Source organism: Paraburkholderia aromaticivorans, from assembly GCF_002278075.1.
In the GTDB taxonomy this organism is placed as follows: domain Bacteria; phylum Pseudomonadota; class Gammaproteobacteria; order Burkholderiales; family Burkholderiaceae; genus Paraburkholderia; species Paraburkholderia aromaticivorans.
This window is the reverse complement of record NZ_CP022990.1, coordinates 2,642,111-2,668,518: the sequence shown is the minus strand read 5'-3', so window position 1 is coordinate 2,668,518 and position 26,408 is coordinate 2,642,111. Positions and strand designations below refer to the sequence as shown.

At 65.3% G+C, this 26,408-nt stretch carries 21 protein-coding genes; 10 read left to right on the top strand and 11 right to left on the bottom strand.

What is annotated here, in order from left to right; all coding sequences use genetic code 11:
* Positions 1-268: 268 nt before the first annotated feature.
* The 6 genes from CJU94_RS31545 to poxB form a co-directional block, all read right to left on the bottom strand.
* Positions 269-706 (bottom strand): PRC-barrel domain-containing protein, encoded by a 438-nt coding sequence (locus CJU94_RS31545; protein WP_095422882.1) that lies wholly within the window; start codon positions 704-706, stop codon positions 269-271.
* 208 nt (positions 707-914) lie between these two features.
* Positions 915-1,874, bottom strand: a complete 960-nt coding sequence (locus CJU94_RS31535; protein WP_095422448.1) for an HlyD family secretion protein — start codon at positions 1,872-1,874, stop codon at positions 915-917.
* A gap of 69 nt (positions 1,875-1,943) precedes the next feature.
* Complete coding sequence (locus CJU94_RS31530) at positions 1,944-2,144, bottom strand: DUF1656 domain-containing protein (RefSeq protein WP_095422447.1); 201 nt, start codon at positions 2,142-2,144, stop codon at positions 1,944-1,946.
* Entirely contained in the window at positions 2,128-3,633 is a 1,506-nt protein-coding gene (locus CJU94_RS31525; RefSeq protein WP_095422881.1) for an efflux transporter outer membrane subunit, read from the bottom strand. The genes CJU94_RS31530 and CJU94_RS31525 overlap by 17 nt, the downstream gene beginning before the upstream one ends.
* Positions 3,630-5,807 carry an FUSC family protein gene (locus CJU94_RS31520; protein WP_095422446.1) on the bottom strand — a complete coding sequence of 726 codons (2,178 nt, stop codon included), beginning with the start codon at positions 5,805-5,807 and terminating at the stop codon, positions 3,630-3,632. The genes CJU94_RS31525 and CJU94_RS31520 overlap by 4 nt, the downstream gene beginning before the upstream one ends.
* A 403-nt stretch (positions 5,808-6,210) precedes the next feature.
* Positions 6,211-7,932 (bottom strand): ubiquinone-dependent pyruvate dehydrogenase, encoded by a 1,722-nt coding sequence (gene poxB / locus CJU94_RS31515; RefSeq protein ID WP_095422445.1) that lies wholly within the window; start codon positions 7,930-7,932, stop codon positions 6,211-6,213.
* A 311-nt stretch (positions 7,933-8,243) separates the two neighbouring features.
* Here poxB and CJU94_RS31510 point away from each other — a divergent pair, with 311 nt between their 5' ends.
* Complete coding sequence (locus tag CJU94_RS31510) at positions 8,244-9,164, top strand: LysR family transcriptional regulator (protein WP_095422444.1); 921 nt, start codon at positions 8,244-8,246, stop codon at positions 9,162-9,164.
* A gap of 7 nt (positions 9,165-9,171) precedes the next feature.
* On the opposite strand, the gene CJU94_RS31505 is transcribed toward CJU94_RS31510, so the two are convergent.
* Complete coding sequence (locus CJU94_RS31505; protein WP_157763827.1) at positions 9,172-12,192, bottom strand: ATP-binding protein; 3,021 nt, start codon at positions 12,190-12,192, stop codon at positions 9,172-9,174.
* 325 nt (positions 12,193-12,517) lie between these two features.
* On the opposite strand from CJU94_RS31505, the gene CJU94_RS31500 reads away from it, so the two are divergent.
* The 6 genes from CJU94_RS31500 to CJU94_RS31475 all read left to right on the top strand — a co-directional run bounded on the left by CJU94_RS31500 (position 12,518) and on the right by CJU94_RS31475 (position 18,423).
* Entirely contained in the window at positions 12,518-13,237 is a 720-nt protein-coding gene (locus CJU94_RS31500) for a TetR/AcrR family transcriptional regulator (protein WP_095422443.1), read from the top strand.
* Positions 13,238-13,447: 210 nt separating this feature from the next.
* A complete protein-coding gene (locus tag CJU94_RS31495) occupies positions 13,448-13,933 on the top strand; it encodes a VOC family protein (RefSeq protein ID WP_095422442.1) in 486 nt (161 codons plus the stop codon).
* Positions 13,934-13,935: 2 nt separating this feature from the next.
* Positions 13,936-15,159, top strand: coding sequence for an FAD binding domain-containing protein (locus CJU94_RS31490; RefSeq protein ID WP_095422441.1), 1,224 nt, complete (start codon positions 13,936-13,938; stop codon positions 15,157-15,159).
* A gap of 71 nt (positions 15,160-15,230) precedes the next feature.
* Positions 15,231-15,593 carry a DUF485 domain-containing protein gene (locus CJU94_RS31485; RefSeq protein WP_244221030.1) on the top strand — a complete coding sequence of 121 codons (363 nt, stop codon included), beginning with the start codon at positions 15,231-15,233 and terminating at the stop codon, positions 15,591-15,593.
* A 38-nt stretch (positions 15,594-15,631) separates the two neighbouring features.
* Complete coding sequence (locus CJU94_RS31480) at positions 15,632-17,248, top strand: cation acetate symporter (RefSeq protein ID WP_095422880.1); 1,617 nt, start codon at positions 15,632-15,634, stop codon at positions 17,246-17,248.
* A gap of 35 nt (positions 17,249-17,283) precedes the next feature.
* A complete protein-coding gene (locus CJU94_RS31475; RefSeq protein WP_095422439.1) occupies positions 17,284-18,423 on the top strand; it encodes an amidohydrolase family protein in 1,140 nt (379 codons plus the stop codon).
* A gap of 2 nt (positions 18,424-18,425) precedes the next feature.
* Here the strand turns inward: CJU94_RS31475 and CJU94_RS31470 are convergent, their stop codons facing one another.
* From CJU94_RS31470 to CJU94_RS31460, 3 genes are all read right to left on the bottom strand, one after another.
* Entirely contained in the window at positions 18,426-18,908 is a 483-nt protein-coding gene (locus CJU94_RS31470; RefSeq protein ID WP_425272237.1) for a DUF3331 domain-containing protein, read from the bottom strand.
* Positions 18,909-19,051: 143 nt separating this feature from the next.
* Positions 19,052-19,936, bottom strand: a complete 885-nt coding sequence (locus CJU94_RS31465; protein ID WP_095422438.1) for an alpha/beta fold hydrolase — start codon at positions 19,934-19,936, stop codon at positions 19,052-19,054.
* Between the two features lie 44 nt (positions 19,937-19,980).
* On the bottom strand, positions 19,981-20,973 hold the full coding sequence (locus tag CJU94_RS31460; RefSeq protein WP_095422437.1) for an MBL fold metallo-hydrolase: 993 nt from the start codon (positions 20,971-20,973) through the stop codon (positions 19,981-19,983).
* Positions 20,974-21,252: 279 nt separating this feature from the next.
* Between CJU94_RS31460 and CJU94_RS31455 the strand changes: the two genes are divergently transcribed.
* From CJU94_RS31455 to CJU94_RS31445, 3 genes are all read left to right on the top strand, one after another.
* Positions 21,253-22,239: a LysR family transcriptional regulator gene (locus tag CJU94_RS31455; protein WP_095422436.1), complete on the top strand. Its 987-nt coding sequence runs from the start codon at positions 21,253-21,255 to the stop codon at positions 22,237-22,239.
* 188 nt (positions 22,240-22,427) lie between these two features.
* A complete protein-coding gene (locus CJU94_RS31450; protein ID WP_095422435.1) occupies positions 22,428-23,345 on the top strand; it encodes a helix-turn-helix domain-containing protein in 918 nt (305 codons plus the stop codon).
* Between the two features lie 400 nt (positions 23,346-23,745).
* The gene (locus CJU94_RS31445) at positions 23,746-25,584 is read left to right on the top strand and encodes an ATP-binding protein (RefSeq protein WP_095422434.1); all 1,839 of its coding nucleotides are present in this window, start codon (positions 23,746-23,748) and stop codon (positions 25,582-25,584) included.
* Here CJU94_RS31445 and CJU94_RS31440 read toward each other — a convergent pair.
* Entirely contained in the window at positions 25,574-26,395 is an 822-nt protein-coding gene (locus CJU94_RS31440; RefSeq protein WP_095422433.1) for an alpha/beta fold hydrolase, read from the bottom strand. The two genes, CJU94_RS31445 and CJU94_RS31440, sit on opposite strands and share 11 nt — an antisense overlap.
* Positions 26,396-26,408 lie beyond the last annotated feature (13 nt).

Below are 26,408 nucleotides of genomic sequence, written 5' to 3'. Positions count from 1 at the left end.
AGCCTGCCCGTCAGGTTGACAGCCAGCTTGGCCGTCAACGCACATGACTTTCAGACCTACCGGCGAGCGGTAGCTTTCTATCTGAAATAGATCATGCGCGAGCCCGCGTCAATGGCGGTACTTATTTTTCCTTAATCCTTCCAAAAAAACTGGCCGCGACAGATCCCCGCGTTCGGGCGGAAAGCGCCGTCACACGGGGGGTTTTGGGGCGCCGCCGAGGCCGGCTTGCGGTTGCTGCGCGGCGGGGCCGCCGCAGCGCACTCGCCGCTTAGTGGTGGCCGTAGTCCTTGCGGGCGATAGGAACCGCGCGCACCTTCGAATACACGAAGGTGGGCAGCGCCTTCACCACGCCACGGGTGGCGCCAGCCCAGACGAGCTTGCCGTTCACATAGTCCAGTTGCGACATCGGAATCGCCACGTCGTGCTGGGACACGCCGAGGAACTGATGAGCCGCCACGATCCCGAACGATACGGCGTTGTCCGGCGCGATGATGATGTCGTGAAGCACGCCGACCTTCTCGCCGCTGTCGTTGTAGATGCTCTTGCCGAGCAGGCTCTTCTTGACGCTCCAGCCTTCGACAACGAGTTCCGCCTGTTCGACGCTGATGCCGATCGGCTGCGCGCCCGCCACCTGTGCGCTAGCCTGCTGGCAGACCGCGCCGAACGCCGACGCTGCCAGAAACACGAGTGCCCACTTTGCCTTCATGATGATTTTCTCCACGAGATGCGTTGATTGGAAACGATGAATCGCGGCCCGGCGACGGCCTCTGACGTGCCGGCTGCCGGGCTCACGCCGACCGTTACTGTGAACCGGTTACCGGCGAGACGTTTTCGAATTCGCACGGTGACGAAGCACGCGCGCCCGGCGCGCGGTTTCCGCGAGAATCCATGCGCCGGCGCGAATCGCGTCGCGATCAATGGCCGGTCCGCGGCCGCAGCGTGACCGTGCAGGTCATGCCCATGGCGAGCTTGACCCCGGCGGGAATCTGGTCGAGGTGGATCCGCACCGGCACTCGTTGGGCGAGCCGCACCCATGTGAAGACCGGGTTGACGTCCGCCAGCAGATCGCCGTTGCTGGTCGGGTTGTCGCGATCGGCAATCCCGCTCGCCAGACTGTCGACGTGCCCCTGAATGTCCTTGCCGCCCGACATCAGCCGCACCACCGCGTGATCGCCGACCTGCACCTGCGGCAGTTTCGTTTCTTCGAAGTAGCCGTAGACCCAGAACGAGTGCGAGTCGATCAGCGCCATGCGCGCGGTGCCGGCCGTGGCGAAATCGCCCGGATACAGGTTCAGGTTGGTGATGAAGCCGTCCGACGGCGCGCGCACCTCACTGCGCGTCAGGTTCAGCACGGCCGTCTGCTGCGCCACCACGGCCGCCTTGACCGCGGCCTGCGCCGCGTCGTAGGCGGCGACGTCGGCGGAATAGTCGGCGGCGGACTGTTTGGCGAGCGAGGCCGAATCCAGCCGGCTTTCGTCCGAGATCACGTCGCCGGCCAGGTTGGCGCGGCGCGCGGCCTGGGCGCGCTTCATCGCGAAACCGGATTCGCTCGCCGCCATGCGCGCCTTCGCCTGCGCCAGTTGCGCCCGGGCGCGCAGCAGATCGGCGTCGGCCTGCGCGAGCGCATAGTGGAAGCGGGCCGGGTCGAGCACGAACAGAATGTCGCCCTTGCGCACCAGCTGGTTGTCCTTGACGCGCACTTCGCTCACCAGCCCCGACACGTCGGTGGCGACCTGAACGACCTGCGCGCGGACGCGGCCGTCGCGCGTCCACGGCGAGAACATGTAGTCGAGCCATAGCATGCGAACCAACGCGATCGCCACCACGAGCAGCGTGAGCGTAAAGAGTGCGCGCAGGATGGATTGCGTTTTCATCTTGGTGACCTGGCGTGAGCGTGAGCGTGAAAAGCGACTGGGTTCATGGGGAGAGGAAAACGGCGGCGTTCATCGCCACAGCAGCAGCGAAGCGCCGCTGAACAGCGCGGCGAAGAGCGCCACCCGGAACAGGCTCGGGTGCCACGTGTAGCGATAGATGCCAAGCCGCGCCAGCACCAGGTCGAGGACGGCGAACAGCAGCGCGCAAGCGGCGAGAATCGGCAACAGGCCGGGCACGAGCAACGAGAACAGATCAATTTCGCCCGGCATCGGCCACTCCTTGCGGCGCATGATCCGGCGGCGGCGCGCCGAAACCGCCGCCCAGCTCCTTCATCAGCAGCGCCCATGCATCGAGCCGTTTGGCCTGAACGGCCGCGAGGCTTTCCTCCTGCTGCAACTGGGCGGCCTGCGCCGTCAGCACATTGAGGAATTCGGTGATGCCGCTGCGATAGCCGGCGTCGGCGAGCTGAAACGATTTGCGCGCGGAATCGAGCGTGTTTTCGATCGACGCCTGCTGCTGTTCGAGCGAACGCAGCGACACGACCTGCGCCGCGACGCCCTGCATCGCATTCACCACGCTCTGGTTGTACGCATCCACCGCGGCATCCCGCGAAGCCACCGCCACGCCGTAATTGCCGCGCCGCCGGCCGCCGTCGAAGATCGGCAGCGAGATCGCCGCACCCACGCCATGCCCCACGCCGTCGCTGTTCAGGAAGTTGAAGAAGCCGCCGAAGGTCGCCGCCGAGCCGAGCGACGCGGTTGCCAGCAAATTGATGTCCGGATAGAAATCGGCGTGCGCCGCGTCGATGCCCTTGTCCGCTTCGAGCACGCGCCAGCGCCCCGCCACCACGTCCGCGCGGTGGCCGATCAACTCGGCCGGCAACGATGCCGGCAAGTCCACCGGCACGCTCAGCGCGAGGCTCGGACGGCGCAGCGCATCGCCATAGCCGGGCCCCTTGCCGGCGAGACCGGCGATGCCGATGCGCGCCAGCGCGAGCTGTTGCTGCGCCTCGCGCACGCGCGTCGTGCTCATCGCGAGCTGGGTCTGCGCCTGGCTGACTTCGAGACCGCTGCCGACGCCCGCGCGCCAGCGGCGCGTCGCGATGTCGACGGTGCGCTGCTGTTCGCTTTGCACTGCGTCGTAGACGTCGAGCAAGGCATACGCCAACGCCAGCTGCACGTAGCTGCGCACCACGGCGGTCTGCAGTTCGACTTGCGCGAAGCGCGCGTCCGCCGCCGCGGCGTGCACATTGTCCAGCGCGCCTTCGCGAAGCGCGCGCGTCTTGCCCCACAGATCGAGGTCATAGGAAAGGTCCGCCTGGATGGTGTTGCTCCACACCGTAGTGCCACCCGGCGGCGCCGGCGTCGTATAGCGCGCATAGCGCCGCCGCTCGAAGCTGCCGCCCGCATCGAGTTGCGGCCACTCGTCGGCGCCGGCGATCTGCGCCTGGAAGCGCGCCGCGTCGATCCGTTGCTCGAGCGCGCGCAAGCCGGGGTTGCCTTGCGTGGCGTCCTGCACCAGCGTATCGAGCTGCGGGTCGTTCCATTGCCGCCACCACCCGCTCGCCGGCCAGTTCGCGTCGGCCTGGGTGGCGCGCAGCGCCGCGCCCGGGTCGAGCGTCGTGGGGTCGAGCATCGATTCGTGCGTATGGATGCCGCCGCTGTCGATGCATGCCGGGAGCAGCAACGCACAGGCAAGCGCGGCCGCCACCGGCCGGCAAATCGCACGCAGGGGCTCGGACAGGCGAAGTGGCTTCATGCCCGCACCCCGCTGGTTTGCCATAGCGCGAGGCTCTCGTCGCGCAGCGTCAGTTCGGTGAAATGCAGCAGCGCGCGCATCCGGTAGCGCGTCAGCGTCGGCGCGTCGACCGCGATGTTCGGCCCGAGCGGCAGCAGGTCCAGCGCCTTGCGCGTGGCCGCCAGCGCGCGTTCGGCGGCCTGCGGCGTGGCGGCCTCGAACACATCCGCGAGGGCCGCAAGCCACGCCTCCTGCTCGGCGGGCCAGCCCGGCGGCAAGGTTGCGGCGAGCTGTTCGCTGTCGAGGCGCAGCTGGATCATCGAGCGGCCGATTTCCAGCGCGGCGAACGCCCAGCCGATCAGATGATCGCGGTCCACGCGCGCGTCGACCGGCGCCGACGCGATCTGCAGGATGAAGTCCCGCAGGCTCAGTTCGAAGGTGTAGAGCAGATCGTCGAGGGCGCCGTCGCGGGCGTCGTGCGAGATCAGCCCGCGAATCTGCTTCATGTATTGCGCCGAGATCCAGTCGCCCGCGCGCGGCACGAGCACCGAAAACGCGACGGCGGCCACCGCGATGCCGCAGAGCAGCGCAAAGCCGGTGTCCAGATAGGCAGTCGGGTTATAGACGGTGGGATTCGTGATGCCGACGATGAAACAGAAATACAGGCTGAAGCCGAGTCCGAGGATCGCCGTCTTTGCGAACGTATTCACGTAACTGCCCACCATCACGACGATCGCCATCGACGCGGCCAGCAACTCGAACGTATCGATACGCGGCAGCACGAGAAAGTTGAACGCGAAGCCGGTGAGCCAGCCGCCGAGGCAGCCGCCGAATATCTGCCAGCTCGCCACCGCCGGATTGGGCGCGAGCGTGAACAGCGCACTCGTGATCGCCACGGCGACGATCGCGCTCGCTCCGCCGACCCAGCCCGAGCCGATCCATACCGCACCGACCACCAGCACCGCCACGGCCGCGCGCGCGCCGGCGATCGTCGCAGCGGTGCGGTTGGCCGTGGCGCGGGTTCTGCCGATGCGGGTCATGGCCTGCCACACCGATTGCGACCAGGGCAGCTGGCCCACCGTGCGTGCGTCGATGTAGCTTCGGCACATCACGCGCAAATCGGCGATCGAGAAGAACAACGCCGCGCCGGTGGTCGCCACGAACTGACGCTGATGCGGCGAGAGATCGGCGAGCGAAGCCAGCAAACGGCCCAGAAACGCCGGCAAATCCTGCTCGAAGGTGTCGAGCCGGCTCAACAGGGTCTCGACCTGTTTCAGCGTGACCAGCGCCGGCGGCGCTTCGTTCGGCACGAGGGCGAGCAGGCCGCCGATCAGTTCCCCGACCGCCGCGCACACGCGCGGCTCGGCCTCGGCGGTGACCCGCGCTTTCAGCTGATGCAGCGCATGAATCCACGTGACGGTGTCGAGAAAGCTCCGGTCCAGATCGAGGAAGACATGGTTGTGCAGACGCACGGACGGGTCCTCGAACACGGCGCCGCTGCGCAGACTCTCCACGCCCACGCGCTCGCGGATCAGATCGAGAAAGGTGTCGAATCCCGCGACGCGCGTTGCGCGCTCGAGCATCGTATGCATCGCGTCGAGCAGGTTCGTGAAATTTTTGCGGCTTGCCGCGTAGAGAGCCGGCGCGACCGGCTGCGGGAACACCACCGCGCTCACCACGCTCGCGCATACCACGCCGATCGCCACTTCGCTGACGGTGAACACGACGTTGTCATAGACGCCGTAAGGATTGGACCAGACGGGTATCGCCGTGATCGCGGTGCCGTAGCCGGTCAGCACGAATCCATACGACTGGAAATTGCGGTAGTAGGCGGCGCCGAATACGCACACGCCGATCCACACCGCGAGCGCGGCAAGGAACAGCAGCGGCTGTTGCGGGAACAACGCAATGAGCAGCAGCCCCATCAAGCTGCCGCCCACCATGCCCAACCCGCGATAGAAGCCCCGCGCGATCACCATGCCGCTTTGCTGATGCATCATCACGATGACGCACGAGACCATCGCCGTGGCCGGCGTGCGCAGTTCGAGGCGCATGCACAGACCCATCGCGAGCGTCATCGCGACGGCCACCTTCGCGATATGGCGAAAGCGCGGGCCATCGTCCTTCCAGTAGGTGGTCAGCTCGTCCCGCCATCGAGGCAGGGTCGCGCCGCCGGCATCCGCTTGCTGGGTCATAGGGTTCTCGTCAGTCGCTCGACGCGTTTGTTCGTGCGCGGGTTGGTGCGTTTGTTGGTGCGCCCGTGCGCTGGTTCGTCATTGGTTCATGCGGTTGCTTTGTTGACGGTTCCGCCAGCTCTCTCGCGCGTTGCGAATACCGCTACATGCCGACTTTGCGTAGTCTGCGATGGACGACGGCGGCGTATTTGCGCAATCGCACGCTTTTTGCGCATGCGCTGTGTGGTGTACGTCCTTGTGGCATGGACCCGCATAGACCCGCATGCATCCGGGTCCATGCATCCGCACCCCCGGAGCGGCGCCAGTCCGCGCGCCGCGCGAGGGCCTTCGCCACACGCGGACGTTACTCAACCGGCGCCCGCCACCCCGGGCGCCTCGCGTCGCCGCTACATGGTTTGCGCGGCTAGCGCAGGTTGGTGCGCGCCAGTTCGACGATCTCGTCGCCGCGTCCGTTGAGGATCGCGCGCATCATGTAAAGGCTGAAGCCCTTGGCTTGCGCGAGCTCGATCGTCGGCGGCATGGCCAGCTCGTGCTTCGACGTGACCACGTCCACCAGCGCCGGGCCGGGATGGTCGAACGCCTGCTTCAGCGCGCCCGCCACGTCTTCCGACTCCTCGACGCGAAGGCTGAAAATACCCGCCCCTTTCGCGATCGCCGCGAAATCGGTTTTGGCGAGATCGACGTTGGTGTCGAGATAACCGCCCGCCTTCAACTCCATCGAGACGAAGCCGAGCAGGCTGTTGTTGAACACCACCACCTTGATCGGCAGATCGAGCTGCCGCGCGGTGAGCAAGTCGCCGAGCAGCATCGACAGGCCGCCGTCGCCCGACAGCGACACGACCTGGCGTCCCGGATGCGCGCCTTGTGCGCCGAGCGCCTGGGGCATCGCGTTGGCCATCGACCCATGGTTGAACGAGCCATGCAGCTGGCGCTTGCCATTCATGGTCATATAGCGCGCGGCCCAGACGGTCGGCGTGCCGACGTCGGCGGTAAAGATCGCGTCGTCGCTGGCGGCCTCGTCGATCATCTTCGCCAGATATTGCGGATGGATCGGGCGGCCCGCGCCGGCCGGCGTGGCGAGATCGTCCAGCCCCTTGCGCGCGGACGCGTAGTGCTTACGGGCGTTATCGATGAAACCGCGGTCCGTCTTGCGCTGCAGCTTGGGCAACGTGGCGGCGACGGTTTCCTTGACCGTGCCGACGAGGCCCAGCGCGAGCGGCGCGCGGTGGCCGAGCTGCGAGCCCTTCCAGTCGATCTGGATGATCTTCGCGTCGGCCGGATAGAACGGCCGGTACGGAAAATCGCAGCCCAGCAACAGCAGCGTGTCGCACGACATCATCGCGTGATAGCCCGAACTGAAGCCGATCAGCCCGGTCATGCCGACGTCGTACGGGTTGTCGTACTCGATGAACTGCTTGCCGCGCAGCGCATGAACCACCGGCGCGCCGAGCGTATCGGCAAGCGCGACCACCTCGTCGTGCGCGCCTTGCGTGCCGCTGCCGCACATGATCGTGACCGCATCGGAGCCGTTCAGCAGCGCCGCCAGACGATCGAGATCGGCTTCGGCGGGCACGATCCGCGGCGGCGCGCTTTCGGTCCACGCCGGCGCTTCAGCCGGTCCCTCGCTCAAGGCCACGTCGCCTGGCAACACGATCACGGCCACGCCGCGCTCTTCCACCGCGGTGCGCATCGCGCGCGCCAGCACGCGCGGAAACTGCGCCGCGGAGGACACCAGTTCGACGTAATGGCTGCACTCCTTGAAGAGCTCCTGCGGATGGGTTTCCTGAAAGTACCCAAGGCCGATTTCCGTCGACGGGATATGCGCCGCGATCGCGAGCACCGGCTGGTGATTGCGATGGCAATCGAACAGACCGTTGATCAGATGCAGGTTGCCCGGGCCGCAACTGCCCGCGCACACCGCGAGACGCCCGCTCGAAGCCGCGTCGGCGCCGGCCGCGAAGGCGGCGGCTTCCTCGTGACGGGTATGCATCCAGCGGATCGAGCCGACCTGATCGAGGCTGTAGGCGAGTCCGTTCAGACTGTCGCCCGTCACGCCCCAGATCCGCTCGACGCCCGCTGCGGCGAGCGTGCCGGCGAGAAAGGCGGCAATGGTGTTGTTGGCCATGCTTGACTCCTTGTCACAGTAGTTGGAGATCGACCGGGCGCTGAGAGTGGGGACCGCGTCCGGGAAGAACACACACAACGCGTGGAAACACGAAGCGCCCGAATCAGGGCGCCAGAAGACAGGGTTGCCGGAAAACGGCGCGGCACGGCTGTGTCGATCCCCCTAAACTAGGCGAGTGCGGGGCAAATGTCCTGAAGCAGCCCTGAAAACACCTGAATCAAGCCGACACCGTGCCGCCGGCCGTCGCGCAAGGCGCGCGAAAAGCCGCGATTCCAGTATGCTGACGTACCCATCACATCCGGCTGTACGACATGAATCTCTCGTTCGAAGTTCTGCAGGTGCTCGATGCCATCGATCGAACCGGCACCTTCGCCAGTGCGGCGGAACAGCTTCACAAGGTGCCGTCGTCGCTGACGTACCTGGTCCAGAAGCTGGAACTCGATCTCGGCGTCAAGCTGTTCGACCGCAGCGGCCGTCGCGCCATCCTCACGCATGCGGGACGCGTGGTCGTCGAGGAAGGGCGGCGTCTTCTGGAAGCCGCGGAAGATCTGGAGTGCAAGGCGAAACGTATCCAGCACGGCTGGGAGTCGGAGCTGCATATCGCCATCGACGAGATCATTCCGTTCGACCTGCTGTGGGATCACGTCGATGCGTTCTACAAGCTGAAGCTGGACACGCGGCTGCATCTGTCCAGGGAAGTGCTGGGCGGCTCGTGGGACGCGTTGCTGACGCGCCGCGCCGACCTGGTTGTCGGCGCCGCGGGCGAGCCGCCGCAGATTCCCAATCTGGTCGCGAAACCGATCGGCACGCTGCGGCATGTGTTCGTGGTGGCGCCGCATCATCCGCTTGCCGCCGCACCGGGGCCGCTCACGCTGGAGACGGTCGCGCGGCATCGCGCAGTGGCGATCGGCGATACGTCGCGCAAGCTCGCGCCGCGCACCATCGCGCTCGCCGCCAATCAGGAGGTCATGACAGTGCCGACGCTAGAGGCGAAGCTCGCCGCGCAGGTCAAAGGGCTCGCGGCCGGCACGATTCCGGAGTGTCTCGCCGCCGAGCTGCTGAGCAGGGGCGAACTGGTGCAGAAGGAGGTGCTGGGCATGCGCGACGTCACGCATTTCTTTCTCGCGTGGCGCAGCGACGAAGCCGGTAAAGCCCTGAACTGGTGGGTCGATCAGTTGGACCGGCCGGATCTGATCGACGACGTTGCGCAACAGAGAATGTTGCACGGCTGAGCGCCGCTTAGCCGCGCGCCTTGATTCCGCGGAGCGGCGGGAGGTCGAGCGAATCCTCCGCGCAAGGCGATCCGGCTGGACGGTCCATCGCCGCGGCAGCGCCCGCGTCGCCATGCGATGCCGTCATCCGCAGCAGGTGCGCGGCGGCCTGGTAGTCGTCCCAGTCGAGGCCTTCGGTGACTGTCGCGCAGGCGGATTGCAATAGCTGCGCGGCGTCCGCGCTTCGGCCTCGCCTATGCCAGAGGCGGCCCAGACTGGTTGCGGCGCGCAGCTGCAACGAGCGGCAGCCTTGCTCCAGCGACAGTTCCAGCGCCGCGACCAGACAGGCCTCCGCATCCCGGTTCACCGTCTCGGACTGCGCCATGTCCGCCTGCCCCATGAACAGCAGTTCGCCGTGAACGCGCCGCAGTTCCGCGACATACCAGTGGTCGCCGGTTTCGTCGCAGCGCGCCAGCGCGCCGACCACGGTCGCGATGCCCTCTTCCCGCCGCCCCGCGCGCCCGAGTGCGAGGCTGTATTGCGCGACCAGCATCGCGCGCGGCGCGCCGAAGTCGAGCGACTCCAGATCGTCCAGCGCCGCGCGGAACGCCGGCAGGTGCTGCGCGCCGTCGTCGCCGATCGAGCGCAGATATTCGTCGAAGCAGCGGCAGCACGCTTGCGCCACGCTCAGGCCGGCGCGCGCGGACGCTTCCTGCAGCAATGCGATGGCCTGCGCCGCGCGCGCCCATTTGCCCGACAGCAGCATCAGCGGCACCAGTGCCTCGACCAGCACATAGCAGGTGACGATGGCCTGTTGCTGATCGCATGCGGCGATGACGCTGTCTTCCGCGAGCGCGAGCGCCTGATCGCGCGAGCCCTGCAGCCAGAGCACCCGCGCCAGCGTCGCGTGGCCGACGATGCGCTGATCCACGGACTGCCCGAGCGGCAGGCCATGCTGCAGGTCCTCGCTGTGTTTCAGCAGTTGTTCGAGCGACGCGCGCGCCTGCTGCTGATCGCCGCTGTAATGCGCCGCGATCCCGAGCAACCGGTAGGCCAGAATCGTTCCGCTCGTGTCGCCCACCTCGGAGGCGAGCAAGGCAAAGCGGCGTGCGAACGCCTGCGCGTTGCGCGCCGCGCCGGCCGACTGGCTCGCATTCCACATGCCCCATAAAGCGCGCGCCTCGAACACATGATCGCCGAGCGCGATCGCCGACGCGAGAATCTCCGACCAGATGCCGAAGGTTTCCCGATTCGGTCCGTTGAGATAGACGAGCGCCGCGGCGAGCGCCGCGTGAAGCTGCATGCGCACGCGCAGATGACGCGTCGAACGCGAACCATGATGCGCCGCGTCCACCGCGCCGAGCGCCCGTTTGGCCCACATGCGGCATTCGTCGACGAGCGACAGTTCGTAGAGCAGAAAGACGAACTTCACGGCCAGCGTCTCGCCGAGCACCTCGTCGCCCTTCGGCGACAGAGCCCACGCGAACGCGGCGCGCAGGTCGTCGAGCAATGCGCGCATGCGCTGGTTCCAGCCCTCGTGAGGCGTGAGCGCGGGCTCGGCGCGACGCGGCGCATCGCGCTCCAGCAAGTTCAGGAAGTAGCGCGCATGCTGCAGCGTGACGAAACGCCGTTCGCCGTTATCGTCGAGCTTCTGCGTCGCGTAGGCGCGTGTGGTCTCCAGCAGCCGGTAAGCGGCTCGGCCGCGCTCCATGCGCGTCACCACCAGCGATTTCTCGACCAGTCCCGACACCGCCGCGACCACGTCGATTTCATGCAACGCGCCGTCGCCGGCGACGGCGATCGCCGCTTCCATCGTAAAGCTGCTCACGAAAACGCCGAGTCTGCGCAGCGTGGTGCGTTCGGCGTCGTCGAGCAGCGCATGGCTCCAGTCGAGCGTCGCCTTCAAGGTCTGATGCCGTGGCAACGCCGTCCGGTTGCCGCCCGTCAGCATGTTGAAGCGGTCGTCCAGATGGCCGGCCAGCGTTTCGATGCCGAGGATCGCCGCGCGCGCCGCCGCGAGTTCGATCGCGAGCGGGATGCCGTCGAGCCGGCGGCACACCATGCCGGTCAGCTGAATGCTTTTTTCATCGGAGGAAAAGCGCGCGTCGATCGCGCGGGCGCGCGACAGGAACAACTCGACCGCGCTACATTGCAGGACATCCTGGCTCTGATCGTCCTGACCCGGCACCTGCAGCGAAGCGACCCAATACAGATGCTCGTTCATGATGCGCAGCGGCTCGCGGCTGGTCGCCAGCACGCAGATGGCCGGACCGGCCCCGAGCAGCGTCTCGGCAAGTTGGGCCGCGGGGCCGAGCACATGCTCGCAGTTGTCGAGCACGAACAGCACGCGCCGCTCGCCGAGTTCTTTGCTCACGCGCTCCAGCGTGAGCGGACCGATTGCCGGATTCACGCCGACGCTGGCCGCGAACGCCGCGAGGACGCTGGTTGCGTCGGAGGTGGACGCGAGTTGCACCAGATAGACGCCGTCCGGAAAACGCCCCAGCAAGCCGCGCGCAACCTCCACAGCGAGGCGCGTCTTGCCGATGCCGCCCGAGCCGACGAGCGTCACGTGGCGCACGGCGGCGAGTGCCTGCGAGATGTCGTCGAGCGCCTTGTCGCGCCCGATCAGCGCGGAGAAATGAACCGGCAGATTGTTCTGGACGTGGCGGCCCGGCGCGCGGTCTTCGGGTTCGTCGCGATCGTCCGCTTCACCGGCGCGCGCTCTGCCGGCGCCCACCTCGCCGGCCGCGCTCGCCGACGCCCCACTCTGCACCAGCCTGTAGCCGCGTCCGGATACGGTCTGGATCAGCCCGCGGTCTTCGCCGAGCATCTTGCGCAGCGTCGACATATGCACCTGCAGATTGTTCTCTTCGACGACCGCATTCGGCCAGACCTGTTTGAGCATCTCGTTCTTCGACACCAGGCCGCCGTTCGCCGCGATCAGCACGGCAAGCATGTCGAAGGCACGGCTGCCGATCCGCACAGGTGCGCCGCGCAGAAACACTTCGCGACGGTCGATGTCCACCTGAAGCGGGCCAATGCAAATCATGCGAAATATCCAGAACGCGACGATTAAAAAAAGAACGGAAGAAGAGAGAAACGGCGGAACCGCTGCCGGGCGTCGCGTCCCAGAGTCTAGATCAACGCGTCTTCAGCGTGCGCGGAAAAAACTGAACCTATTGTTCAAATTTTTTGGACTAAGCGCTCACCGCCCGGACACCATGAAGGTCCCTCCACGCACCGCGCCACCCTGACCGAGGCGCACCGCGCGCGCGCCTGCCGCGCTGCCGCCGGCGCACCCTGCCCTGGTTGCCTAGCCAGACCATCCTAATCTTTGTATGATGCGTCCCAACATACTGGGTACCGAACAAGCCATGCCGAGAAAAGTACCGTCGGTCGACACAGCGTCGAAGCACGAGGTGCCCGACATCGAGAAGACCGTCACCCGCCGGCTCGCTCCTGAAGTGCGAGAACGCCAGATCGTGCTGAAAGCGGTCGATCATTTCGCCACGCATGGCTTTTCCGGCAGCACCCGAGAACTCGCGCGTCAACTGGGCGTGACCCAGCCGCTCCTGTACCGCTACTTTCCCAGCAAGGAAGCGTTGATCGACCGTGTGTACGAAGAGGTCTATCAATGGGACACGAGCTGGGAGAAACTGATCAAGGACCGCTCCATTCCGATCCAGCAGCGCATGGTCAGGTTCTACTCGTCGTATGCCGAGGTGATCTTGCGGCGCGAGTGGATCCGCATTTTCATCTTCGCCGGTCTGACGCGCGAAGGCATCAACTCCAAGTATCTGGCGCGCCTGCGCGAACGCGTCTTTCTGCCGGTCATGGCGGAAATACGCTCGGCCTACGATCTGCCGGCGCCCACCGGCGCGAAACAACGCGAGATCGACCTCGAACTGATCTGGAGTCTGCACGCGAGCATCTTTTATCTCGGCGTGCGCAAATGGATCTACGGCCTGCCGGTCACGGACGATATCGAAGACCATATCGCCCGCCAGGTCGACGCGTTTCTCAATGGCGTGCCCGCCGCGCTCCAGCACGCGGCGAAAGAATCCACGCGCGCGAAAACGGGCTCGAAGGCCTGACAGCGGCCGGCGGCAAGCCTTGCAACAAGGCTCGCGATAAGTCCGGCCGGCGAGCCGGACGCTCGTTTCATCTCCCATCGTACGACTCCCGCGTTACGCGTTTTCCAGGGTAAACACCGGCGATACGCCACTTTCTCCTGCCTGCTCATTCACCTACAATTTATCCATCGATCACTAATCGATCGATAAATAGCATAGCAGGAGTCGAACATGCCCGTTTCAAAACTTGCCCACTACTCGATTCGCACCGCCGATCTCGAGCAATCCTGCCGCTTTTACGAGCGGATCCTCGGATTCAAACAAGGCTACCGTCCGCCCTTCGATTTTCCGGGCGCGTGGCTCTACAAAGGCGGCGATGAAGCCGACTTCGGCACAGTCCACATCATCGCTGTCGATCCGCACAATCCCGCCGGGCTCACCGCGTATCTCGGCGACAAGGCCTTGCCCGCGAGCGGCACCGGCACGGTCGACCACATCGCCTTTCTCGCCACCGGCGTCGAAGCAATGTGGACGACACTGCGGACCGAAGGCGTCGCCTGGCGCGACCGCACGGTGCCGAGCCTCGGCTTGCATCAGGTGTTCATCGAAGACCCCTCCGGCGTGACGATCGAATTGAACTTCCCCGCCGAAGAGATCAGCCGCATCAACGAAGCAAAGGCGGCCATCGAACCAACTTCCAGCCGGGCAGGAGCATAACCATGACGCAGACTTCTTCACGCGCGCGGGCGATCATCGTCGGCGGCTCGCTGGGCGGGCTGTTCGCCGCCAATCTGCTGGTTCGCAACGGCTGGGATGTCGACGTGTTCGAACGCGTCCCGGATGAACTGGCAGGACGCGGTGCCGGCATTGTCACGCACCCCGAATTATTCGATGCACTCGCGGCGGCCGGTATCGAATACGACGACTCGATCGGCGTCAAGGTGCAAGCGCGCGTCACCTTCGCGCAGAACGGCACAGTGCTGTCGGAGCGCGAGTTGCCGCAAACGCTGACCGCGTGGGGCAAGATGTATCACGTCCTGCGCGCCGCCCTGCCCGACGTGCATTACCACGCCGGCTGCACCGTCGCGTCGGTGCAGGACGGTCCCGACCAGGCGGTCGTGACGCTCGGCGACGGCACCGTGCTGCACGCCGATCTCGTGATCGCCGCGGACGGCTTCAAATCGCCGACTCGCGAACGTTTGCTACCTGAGGTCAAACTTCAGTACGCCGGTTATATCGCCTGGCGCGGCCTCGTCGAAGAAGCCACGCTGTCGCGCGAAACCCGCGAGGCGCTATTCGACAGATTCGCCTTCTGCCTGCCGCCGCGTGAGCAGATTCTCGGCTACCCGGTCGCCGGCCGGGGCAACAGCACGACGCCGGGCGAACGCCGCTACAACTTCGTCTGGTATCGCGCAACCAGTGAGGACGTGCAGTTGCCGAACCTGCTGACCGATGCGGCCGGCAAGCGTTGGGAAGGCGGCATTCCGCCCACGCTGATCCGCGAGGACGTGCTCGCCGACATGGAAGACGCGGCGCTCACGCTGCTCGCCCCGCAATTCGGCGAAGTGGTGACCAAAGCAACGCAGCCTCTGTTCCAGCCGATCTTCGATCTCGAAGTGCCGCGCATGGCGTTCGGCCGGATCGCCCTGCTCGGCGACGCGGCGTTCGTCGCGCGTCCGCATTGCGGCATGGGCGTGACCAAAGCGGCAAGCGACGCGATGGCGCTCGTCAAAGCGCTGAACACGCACGGCAGCGTGCAGGACGCGCTAGCGGACTACAGCCGCGAACGCACCCAGGTGGGCGCGGCGATCGTGCAGCACGCGCGTCATCTCGGCGCCTACATGCAGGCCCAACTGAAAACCGACGTGGACCGTGAAATGGCCGAGCGCTATCGCACGCCTGATGCCGTGATGCGCGAGACCGCGGTGCCCGCGCGCTTCTGATACTCGCGGTGATCGCAGCGGATCCGCTGCGCTGCCGGAACACAGCAAAGAGTCGTTTCAAAGGAGACAAAGTGGAACCTGGCGCCCCAACCTATTCGATGAGCGTGCAGTACGCCGCCACCGAGCCGCCGCCCGCGGCGAATCCGCTGCTCGACGATCCGCGCTTTCGCGCGCTCGTACGCGAGCGGCGCACCTTCTCGTGGATGCTCACGATCCTGATTCTGGCGGTGTACTTCGCCTTCATTCTCACGCTCGCGTTTGTCCCGGCGCTGCTCGGCCGGCCGATCGTCGAAGGCTATCCCGCGACCTGGGGCATTCCGGTGGGCTTCGGCATGTTCGTCTTCACGTTCGTGATCGTCGCGGTCTATGTGGCGCGAGCCAATACTTTCCATGACCGCGCCGTGAACGAAATCCGGCAAGGAGCAACGTCATGACACGCATCTCTCTGCGGCGCGCTTTGGTCATTTGCGCCATGCTGGCCGGCGCGCTCACCGGCCTGCCCGCCGTCGCCGCCGACACCGCGGCGCCGGCGCGTTCGCACAACCCGATCGCGATCGGCATGTTCCTGCTGTTCGTCGCGTCGACGCTGTTCATCACGCGCTGGGCCGCGAGGAAGAACCACAGCGTATCCGACCACTACGCGGCGGGCGGCAAGATCACCGCGTTCCAGAACGGCTGGGCGATCGCCGGCGACTACATGTCCGCCGCTTCGTTGCTGGGCATTTCCGCGCTGGTCTTCACGAGCGGCTACGACGGCCTGATCTATTCGATCGGCTTTCTCGCCAGCTGGCCGATCATTCTCTTCCTGATCGCCGAGCCGCTGCGCAACCTCGGCCGCTATACGCTCGCCGACGTGGTGTCGTACCGCTTGCAACAGCGGCCGATCCGCGCGTTCGCCGCGTCGAGCTCGATCGTGATCGTGCTGCTCTACCTCGTCTCGCAGATGGTCGGCGCCGGCAAGCTGGTCGAATTGCTGTTCGGCTTCAACTACACGGCCGCGGTCGTGATGGTCGGCGTGCTGATGGTGGTGTACGTGTTCTTCGGCGGCATGCTCGCCACCACGTGGATCCAGATCATCAAGGCGGTGCTGCTGCTGGCGGGCGCCGCGTTCATGGCGTTCATGGTGCTGAGCCGCTTCGGCTTCAGCATGAATGCGCTGTTCTCGCAGGCGATCCTCGCGCATCCGAAACACGCGGCAATCATGAGCCCGGGCGGTCTCGTATCGGATCCGGTTTCCGCCGTTTCGCTGGGCCTCGCGTTGATCTTCGGCACGGCCGGGCTGCCGCACATCCTGATGCGCTTCTTCACGGTGGGCGACGCGAAAGCCGCCCGCAAGAGCATTCTGTACGCGACCGGAATAGTCGGCATCGGCTACGCGCTGATCATCATCATCGGCTTCGGCACGATTGCGCTGGTGGCGACCGATCCGCAGTATCACACGGCCTCGGGCGCGATAGTCGGCGGCGTGAACATGGTGGCGATCCATCTGGCGCACGCGGTGGGCGGCAATGTGTTTCTCGGCTTCATCTGCGCGGTGGCGTTCTCGACGATTCTCGCCGTGGTCGCGGGTCTGACGCTCGCCGGTTCCTCCGCGGTGTCGCATGACCTCTACGCGAACGTGATTCGCCGCGGCGCGGCCACGGATCGCGAGGAAATGCACGTGTCGCGGCTCACCACGCTCGTGCTCGGCGTGCTCGCGATCCTGCTGGGCATCGCTTTCGAGAAGCAGAACATCGCGTTCATCGTCAGCCTGACGTTCTCGATCGCCGCCAGCTCGAATTTCCCGGTGTTGCTGCTGTCGATCTACTGGCGCGGGCTGACCACGCGCGGCGCGGTCCTCGGCGGCTCGCTCGGCCTGATCTCCGCGGTGACGCTGACGATTCTCAGCCCGACGGTCTGGGTCCAGGTACTCGGCCATGCCCATGCGATCTATCCGTACGAATATCCCGCGCTGTTCTCGATGATCGTCGCTTTCGCCGGTGTGGTGTTCTTCTCGATCACCGATACCTCGGCGCGCGCCGCCCGTGAACGCGCGCTGTACGGCAACCAGCTCGTCGACTGCGAACTCGGCATGGTCAAGCACGGATAAAAACCGGCATACCAATCAATCAAGGAGACTCACGCATGGATTGCAGCTGCTGTATTTCACCGAAACGCCGCCGCTTGCTCGGCACCATGGCCGCACTGGCGGGCGGACTCGCCTCGGGCGTGCCGGCCACGGGCGCGAGCGCCGCCACGAACACGGCCGCGGGGACGGCCGCGACCGCCGGCGCTTCCGGCAAAGGCCGGTCGATCGACATTCACGCGCACTACTACCCCGAAAGCTATTGCGACCTGGTGGGCAGCGAAGGCCAGAAGTTCGGCGGCAAGTTCACCTGCGACGCCAAGAGCTTCAGCTTCCAGACACCGGCGGGCGGACTCGGACCGCTGCCGCTCAAGTTCATCAACATCGACGAACGGCTCGCCGACATGGATGCGTCTGGCGTCGACATGCAGGCTTTGTCGTTGAGCGTGCCCATGGCCTATTGGGCCGACCGCGACTTCAACGCGAAGCTGGCGAAAACGTGGAACGCGGCGGCCTCGGCTGTTCATCTGAAGCATCCGGAACGCTTCGTGGTGCTGGCGACACTGCCGATGCTGAACCCGCACGACGCGATCGACGAACTCGAACGTGCGTCCGAATTGCCCGGCGTGCGTGGCGTGTACATGGGGACCAACATCAACAACCGGGATCTCGACGATCCGCTGTTCGAACCGGTCTTCGCACGGATCGAACAGCTGGGTCTGCCGGTGTTTCTGCATCCGCAGCAGACGGTGGGCGGTGCGCGGCTGGGCGACTTCTATCTGAGCAACCTGCTCGGCAATCCCTTCGACACCGCGATTGCCGGGTCGCATCTGATCTTGGGCGGCGTGATGGACCGGCATCCGGAACTGAACATCACGTTGCCGCACGCCGGCGGCGCATTGCCGATCCTGATGGGCCGCATCGACGCGGGCTGGACGGTGCGCCCCGAAACACGGCGCCTCGCGCGCAAACCGAGCAGCTACCTGCGCCGTTTCAACTACGACACGGTCTCGCATTCCGGCCCGGTACTGGACTTCCTGATCCGGAACATCGGCATCGACAGGCTGGTGCTCGGCAGCGACTACTGCTTCGACATGGGCTACGAGCAGCCGGTCACCTTCCTGGATCGCCTGAGCCTGCCGCCCGAGCAAAAGAATCTGATTCTCGGCGGCAACGCGGCACGCTTGCTGAAAATCTGACGCTAATCGCCCGCCGCCATCATGGCGGGCATTTGCTCGACCACCGAGGCGAGAATCATCGCGGTGGCGTTGGCCGGCGTGCTTGCGCGGATTCTCGGCTTGTAGATCAGATCGTCGCGGCGGATCACCGTACCGCTGAGCGCGCAGTAGCCCTTCAGGCGGGCGCGGCAAACGATCCAGACCTGGTCGTCGTAGCGGCAGCGGGTTGCGTCCTGCCACAGCACCGCCACCGACGTATCGGACAGACGCTCGATCACTTCCACCTGCACATGCGGCGACGGCACGCAGGCGGCCATGCGGGACGCCCGCCGCGCGCGGGACGCTTCGCCGCCCGCGCTGCGATAGGTCGGCAACAGCCCGTGAATCACGTGGTCCCACACGGAGGCGCGCCGTCCGTCCGGGGTCGTGTCGGCCTGCTCGGCCGCTGCGCAACAGGCCTCGCGGCTCGCCTCGACGCGCCGCTTCAAGTGGGTTTCGCTATGCATCATGCTGACTCCCATTGCTTGTTCCGATCGCTTGTTCCGATCGCCTGCTCCCATCGACTCGCAGTGGACATCGCGCCCCCGCCGACCATCGCGGCCAGTCGCCACCGCCCGCCGTTGCCCGGCCCGACTTGTCCGGTGTCCCGTCACGCGCCCGTCCAGCCGTGCAGAAAATCCACCAGCAGTTCGTTGACCCGCGCCGGCTGCTCTTCCTGCGGCAGATGTCCGCATTGCGCGATGGGTTCGGCGCGCAGATGCGTCGCCATTCCTTCCCACACCGCCTTCATGTCGAACAGACCGCCGACCGCATAGAAGTCCTCGCCCCAGAGCGCCATGGTCGGACAGGCGATCTTGACGTCCGCGTCGAGCAGATCCTGCGCGACGTCCTCGGCATTCGCGCGATAGTCCGACATCGCGCCGCGCACCGCGCCCGGCCGCTTGTACGCTTTCACATAGGTCTCGAAGGCCGCGCCCTCGATGGCGTGCGGGTTGTAACACCAGTCGGCGAAAAAGTGGCGCAGCCACTCCGCCTCCTTCCCCGCGATCAGCGTTTCCGGCAGGTCCGATACCAGATGGAACAGAAAGAACCAGTAGGCGCGCGCCGTCTGCGGATTCATGTTCTGCGCGACCACGCGCGTGGGTACGTTGTCCATCACGACGAGCCGGTCGACCCGTTGCGGATGATCCTTGGTGAGCCGCGTCGCCACCCGCGCGCCGCGGTCGTGGCCGACCAGCGCGATCTTGCCGATGCCGAGTTCATCCAGCAGCCGCACGATATCCAGCGCCATGTTGCGCTTGTCGTATCCGGAACTCGGCTTGTCGGTTTCGCCATAGCCACGCAGGTCCGGCGCAATGACCCGGTAGTGACGCGCGAGCACGGGAATCTGAAAACGCCATGCGAAGCTCGTTTCGGGAAAACCGTGCAACAGCACGACGACCGGACCATTGCCCGCATCGAGATAGTGCTGCCGGATGCCGTTCGCCCGGCGCGTGTGATGCCTGACTTCGATCGCTTCTGTTGCCGCTTCCATCGGGTGGTTCCTCGAATGGCTGAATCGTCGGGCGCGAGCCGGGTTCAATGCCCCGGTTCGGCCTCGTAGTTGACCGGTACCCAGTCGTACGCGTCGCCGTTCTTCCTGATATGCCCCAAGCCAGGAAAAGCAATATGCGCGGCGCCGACCAGATAATGTTTGTCCGCCGCGAGCTTGAGCGCATAGCGGCGCGAGCGACGCGCCGCGGCGGCGTCGGTGTCGTATTCGACGGATGCCGTGGGGTTTTGCAACTGGATCGCCGCGACGTGGATGACGTCGCCCCACACCAGCAGATCCTTGGAATCGCTCTGCACGAGATACGCGGTATGGCCCGGCGTATGACCGGGGAGCGCGATCGCGCGCACGCCCGGGTCGAGTTCGACGTCGCCGCTGAACGGTTTGAAGCGGCCGGCCGTGACATACGGTGCGACGGACGCGATCGCGGCGTCGAAAAACGAACTAAGGAAAGCGGGGGCTTTCGATTGATTAGCCGGGTTCAGCCAGTAGTCCGATTCGGCCTGGCTCACCCGCACGACCGCGTTAGGAAACGCCATCGCTCCATTGACGATGACACCGCCGACGTGGTCCTTATGCAGATGCGTGAGCAGCACTTCATCCACCTGCTCGGGCTGATAGCCCGCGGCCCGCAAGTTGCCGGCGAGTCGGCCGCAACAGTCGCCATAGAGCACACCCGCGCCGGTGTCGATCAGAATCAGCTTCGCGCCGGTATTGATCAGGAACGCGTTGATCGACCCCTGCACCGGCGCCTGCAGAAAATCGCGCGACAGGTCGTGCGCGATTTCAGACTTCGGTACGCCTTGAACGACGGTATCGATCGGAAAGGGGTGCGTGCCGTCGAGCAATGCGGTCACTTCGAAGCCGCCGACCATGATCCGGTAAAAGCCCGGGCCCTGCGTCCCGACCCGCGGCGCGGCGGCCCATGCGGCGCGCGGCCATAGGCTCGCGCCAACGCTCACGGTGAGTGCGCACCACAAGCCAAAGTACATGAGCCATCTGCGCTGAATCAGTTCCGACATTGCGTTTCCCGTGCCTCTTGCGATCGTGAAAAAAGCATACGACGGCACGTGCAAAACCGTTGCTAATTTTTATTAATTGTCCTGAGTGCGCGTAATCAGGGCCACGGCCGCATGCGGGCCAGCATCCCATGCCCTATACGAGTGGATGAGAAGCGTGAATGGATGGTTGAACACGCCACCCGTATGTAGGGATGGCGCCAGTCCGCGGCGGGCCGTATTGTTTCCACATCGGGCAAGACATGTTGCCGGATTCAACCGGATCAAGAGGTCACAGCGGCTATGGACAGAATCTTATGCATGCGCGTGTTTTCGCGGGTGGCGGAAACCGGCAACTTCAGCGAAGTTGCAAAACATATGGAACGCAGCGCCGGCAACATCTCCCGTGCGGTGGTGTCGCTCGAAGAGCATCTGCACACGCGGCTGCTACAGCGCACCACGCGCAGCGTATCGCTCACCGAGTGCGGCGAGCGGTACTACCGGCACTGCAAGAAGATCCTCGCGGATATCGACGCCGCCGACGCCGAAGCCAGCAACGCGCACACGCTGCCGCGCGGCAAGTTGAGGGTTCACGCCGTGCCCGACATCGGCCTGACACAACTGACGTCCACCATCGTCGAATACCGGCACGCCTATCCCGCGGTCTCCGTCGATCTGAAGCTGCTGCCGCAGATGGCCAATCTGATCGAAGACGAGTTCGACGTATCGATCGTGTCCGCCTCGTCGTTGCCGGATTCCCGCAATGTGAGCAGGCTCATCGCCCGTTGCGAGCGCATTCTGGTCGCCGCGCCGGACTATCTGCAGCGGCATCCCATCCACAGCGTGGACGACCTGCCGAACCACACGCTCATGCAGACCAGTTCGTCGTTCGACCCGCCGCCGGAGTGGCCTGCCGAACTGCCTGGCCATGCCGCCGGCAACCCGGCGCGGTGCGGGCAGTTCGTCGTCAACAATATGCAGGCGCTCAGGGTCGCCCTGCTGGCGGGCGCCGGCGTGGGCGCCGTGCCAACCTATTCGGTCGCGGACGAACTCCGCGAAGGCAAGCTGGTTCGACTGTTTCCGGACTACCCGCTTCAAACCACCAACGTATTTGTAGTTTATCCGTCGCGTCAGTTCGTCGATGCAAAAATAAAAACGTTCGTCCAGTTCCTGATACTGGCGCTCAAACAGAAACTCGATTTGCGAATTGCGAATCTGGCTCCGGCATCGTCGCCGGCCGCCCCGCCGTCAGCCTCGCCAGGGCAGGCCGAGACCGTGTTTCGAACTTGAACGGCACGCTCCGGCGTGCGCTGCGTGGTTAATTTTTCGCCTGTCACGTTCGAACCTGAACGAAAATTAATATTCAACTGAAATAATTTCCAAGATAATCGGGGCACTCCGCCGGTTATTAACATCTTCTGATTTTGGCAACGCGAACGGGCTTGAGCATATAGCGCGACGACCAGAGGTGACGGATCATGTTGAATCAGACTGAAATTGCCACCCCCACGGCTGCACGCAGGAAAGACTCGCTGGGCTGTCTTTCGAACCAGTTGCACAAAGACCTCGAACGCGAGGCAGGCGACTTCACGTTTTATCGCAAGTGCCGTCGTCAGGACAACACCAGCGAAGTGGCCACGCCCGCCTCCGACCGCGGCGTGCTGATCGGTGTTTCGCTTAGCGCCGGCCATCGCCGGCGCATCATCTCGGGCAGCCGTTCGGCCATGCACGAGTTCGACAAGGACTCGGTCTACATTCGCAATTTCGAAGACGACTACCGCGCCGATCTGCACGGCGCGTTCGATTTCGTGCTGGTGGAGTTCTCGCGTGCATTCATCGCGAACACCGGCTACGAACGAAGCGGCACGAACATCGCCGGCTTCTCGGCGCGGCCGGGCAGCAAGGATCCAATCTTCGGCCACCTCGCGCAGGTCCTCGCGCTGGCGCTGGATCGCGAGAGCGAAGCGAGCCCGCTTTTTATCGAGCAACTCGGTGTGGCGATCGGAACGCATCTGGTCGATCGTTACGGCAGCGCGCCCGCTCAATCGATCAAGCCGGGCCGGCGGCTGCTCTCGAGTCTGCACGAGGCGCGCGCCAAAGACATGCTGCTCGCGAAGACCGAAGGCAATGTCTCGCTCGAAGAGATCGCGAACGCCTGCAACCTGTCGCGCAGCTATTTCATTCGCGCGTTTCGCGAGACCACTCATCGCACGCCGCATCAGTGGCTGCTGGAGCAGCGCATCGAACGCGCGCGCCACCTGCTGCGCAGTTCCGATTCGTCGCTGTCGGAGATCGCCATCGCATGCGGCTTCGCCGATCAGAGCCACTTCACACGCACCTTCACGCAACTGGTCGGCACGCCGCCGGGTAGCTGGCGTCGACGCGCCGGCAACTAAGCGGATCGCAGCGCGCCTCGCTCGCGCGTTGGAGGGCCGCGCCGAGCGGCCATGTTCATGCTTATGTTCATGCTTATGTTCATGCTTATGCTTATGCTCACGGCCATGAGCATGGCGCCGGCCACAGCCATCTCCGCAGCTACACCCACACCCGCAGCAACCCCTCAGCCTCAGCCTCAGCCTCAGCCTCAGCCACGACCACGGCCACGGCCACGGCCACGGCCACGCCCTCATCAATAGACTTTCCTACAAAGCATCGCACTAACGTGCAAGACACACAGACCGGAGGCGCGATACCTTCCCTCCTACCAGGTCCGGCGCGCGCAACCTCTCTCTCATCTGCGTCGGTCCCCCGACGTCACCTCCGTATTTCGCTCGATATCCTCAACCCGGCACCGCCATGATGGAAATAGGCAGCTTTCAGATCGACATGGAGATGCGCACTTTGCGGCGAAACGGCGAAGTCGTGCGTCTCGGATCACGCGCCTTCGACATTCTTGCCGTGGTCGCTTCAGCAGCTGGCCGTCTGGTCACAAAAGACGAGTTGATGAACGCGGTGTGGCCCGACACCATCGTCGAAGAAAACAACATACAGGTTCATCTGTCGGCGCTGCGCAAGGTGCTCGGAACGGAGCGCGACCTGATCCTCACCGTGCCCGGCCGCGGCTATCAGCTGTTGCAGCGTACGAAATATCCCCTGCTCGACGAGGCCCGTTCGCCGAGCGCGGGTGGACGCCGCCTGCCCCCGCCCAAATCCGGCTTGCTGCGGCGCGACGCCGAGCTCGAACTGATCCGCTCGATGCTGCGGCGCGCGCATGTGCTGACGCTCGTCGGCGCCGGCGGCATCGGCAAAACCCAACTCGCCATCGAGGCAGCTCGTCATAGCGCGGCGGACTTCGCCGAACCGGTCTGCTTTGTGGAGCTCGCCGCGTTGACGACCCAGGAAGCCGTGCTCTGCGCGATTGCCGAAAGCTGCGGGCTGGTCCTCCCCGGTGCGCAGGCCGACGTGACGCCGACGCGCCTCGCCGCGATGCTTGCCGGCAAGCCCAGGCTCCTTCTGCTCGACAACGCGGAGCATGTGATAGGCGCCGTGGCGCAAATCGCCGACGCGCTGGTGGCCGGCAACGAACGTCTGCGGGTGCTCGTGACGAGCCGGGAGCCTCTGCGCATCATGGCCGAGACCGTGTTCCGGGTCGAGCCGCTGGATGTGCCGCCGCCCGATGCGGGCGACGCGGACATTCTGCGCTGCGCCGCGGTCAAGCTGTTTTTTCAGCGCGCCAATTCGCTGCAGGAAACCGTCGCCACCGACAGCGCGGAGCTCCGGCTCGTCGGCGAGATCTGCCGCCGGCTGGACGGCATTCCGCTCGCAATCGAACTGGCGGCCGCGCGGGTCGTCGCGCTCGGTGTGGAAGGCGTGTGCCGCCGGCTGGACGACCGCATGGCGATTCTGGCGGGCGGCTACCGCACCGCGCTGCCGCGCCATCAAACCTTGCGCGCCACCTTCGACTGGAGCTTCGCGCTGCTCGACCTTCCGACGCGGGCCGTGTTCCGCCGTCTCGCGCTGTTCAGCGGCACGTTTTCTTTCGAGTCGATGTGCGCGGTGGTGTGCGACGAAGAACATACGACCGCGAATGCGATCGGCGGCATCAGCGAACTGGTGGCGAAGTCGCTGGTGAGCGTCGAGTTCGAAGGCGCCGCGGCGAAATACCGGCTATCGGAATCGACCCGGGCCTACGCGCTGGAACAGCTCAAGGCCGAAGGCGAACTGCGGGAAATCATTGCGCGCAACGCGCGCTATGTATCGCGCTGCTTCGAGGGCCGGCTGTTCGGCGAGACGGGACACATCGGCAACGAGCCCGCCAGTCCGCCGGATCGCCAGCAGACGCTCGAAGACGCGCGCGTCGCGTTCGACTGGGCGTTTTCCGCCGACGGCGACCCGCGAATCGGGATCGAGCTGGCTTCGGACCTGGTCGACGCACTGCTTGAAGCCGGCCTGTTCGACGAGGGCCGCGCTCGCGCCGCACAAGCCATCGAAGCTCTCGACAAGCTGCCTTCGGGAGCGGTGAACGCAGCCCGTGAGAAGCGCGTGCGGGCCGCGCTCGCCGAGGCCGCGCACCCTCTTCGCGAACCCCTGCCGCCGCCCGCCAAACCCGCACGCGCACGAGCGTCCAGGCAGCCTGCGCCGCACGCGCCGACGGCCGCCGCAACGGCGCCGCCGGCCTGCTCCATTACGACTTGATGAACTCCAGCAGGTCCGCATTCACGCGGTCGGCATGCGTCGTGCACATACCGTGCGGCGCGCCTTCGTAGATCTTCAGCTTCGCGTTCGGCATAATCTTCGCCGACAGCTTGCCGGAATCGTCGAGCGGCACGATCTGATCGTCGTCGCCTTGCAGCACCAGCGCGGGCACCGTCACCTTCTTCAGGTCTTCGTTGAAGTCGGTTTCCGAGAATGCCTTCACGCAGTCGTACAGCCCCTTGATCGAACCCAGCATGCCGATCTGCCAGAATGAATCGATCGCGCCTTGCGAGACTTTCGCACCCGGGCGATTGAAGCCGTAGAACGGCACGGCCAGATCCTGGAAGAATTGCGAGCGGTCATTCTGTACGCCCTCGCGAATGCCGTCGAACACCGACATCGGCAGACCGCCCGGATTCGCTTCCGTCTTCAGCATGATCGGCGGCACGGCCGCGATCAGCACGGCTTTGGCGACACGCTTCGTGCCGTGACGCCCGATATAGCGCACCACTTCGCCGCCGCCGGTCGAGTGGCCGACCATCACGATGTTGTTCAGATCCAGCGCCTCGATCAACTCCGCGAGATCGTCCGCATAGGTGTCCATTTCGTTGCCGTTCCACGGCTGCGACGAGCGGCCATGGCCGCGCCGGTCATGCGCGATCACCCGGTAGCCTTGTTCGGCGAGGAACAGCATCTGCGCGTCCCAAGCATCCGCGTCGAGCGGCCAGCCGTGGGAGAACGTAATCGGCTGGCCCGTACCCCAGTCCTTGTAATAGATCTGCGTACCGTCTTTGGTGGTGATATAAGCCATTGCTCATGCTCCA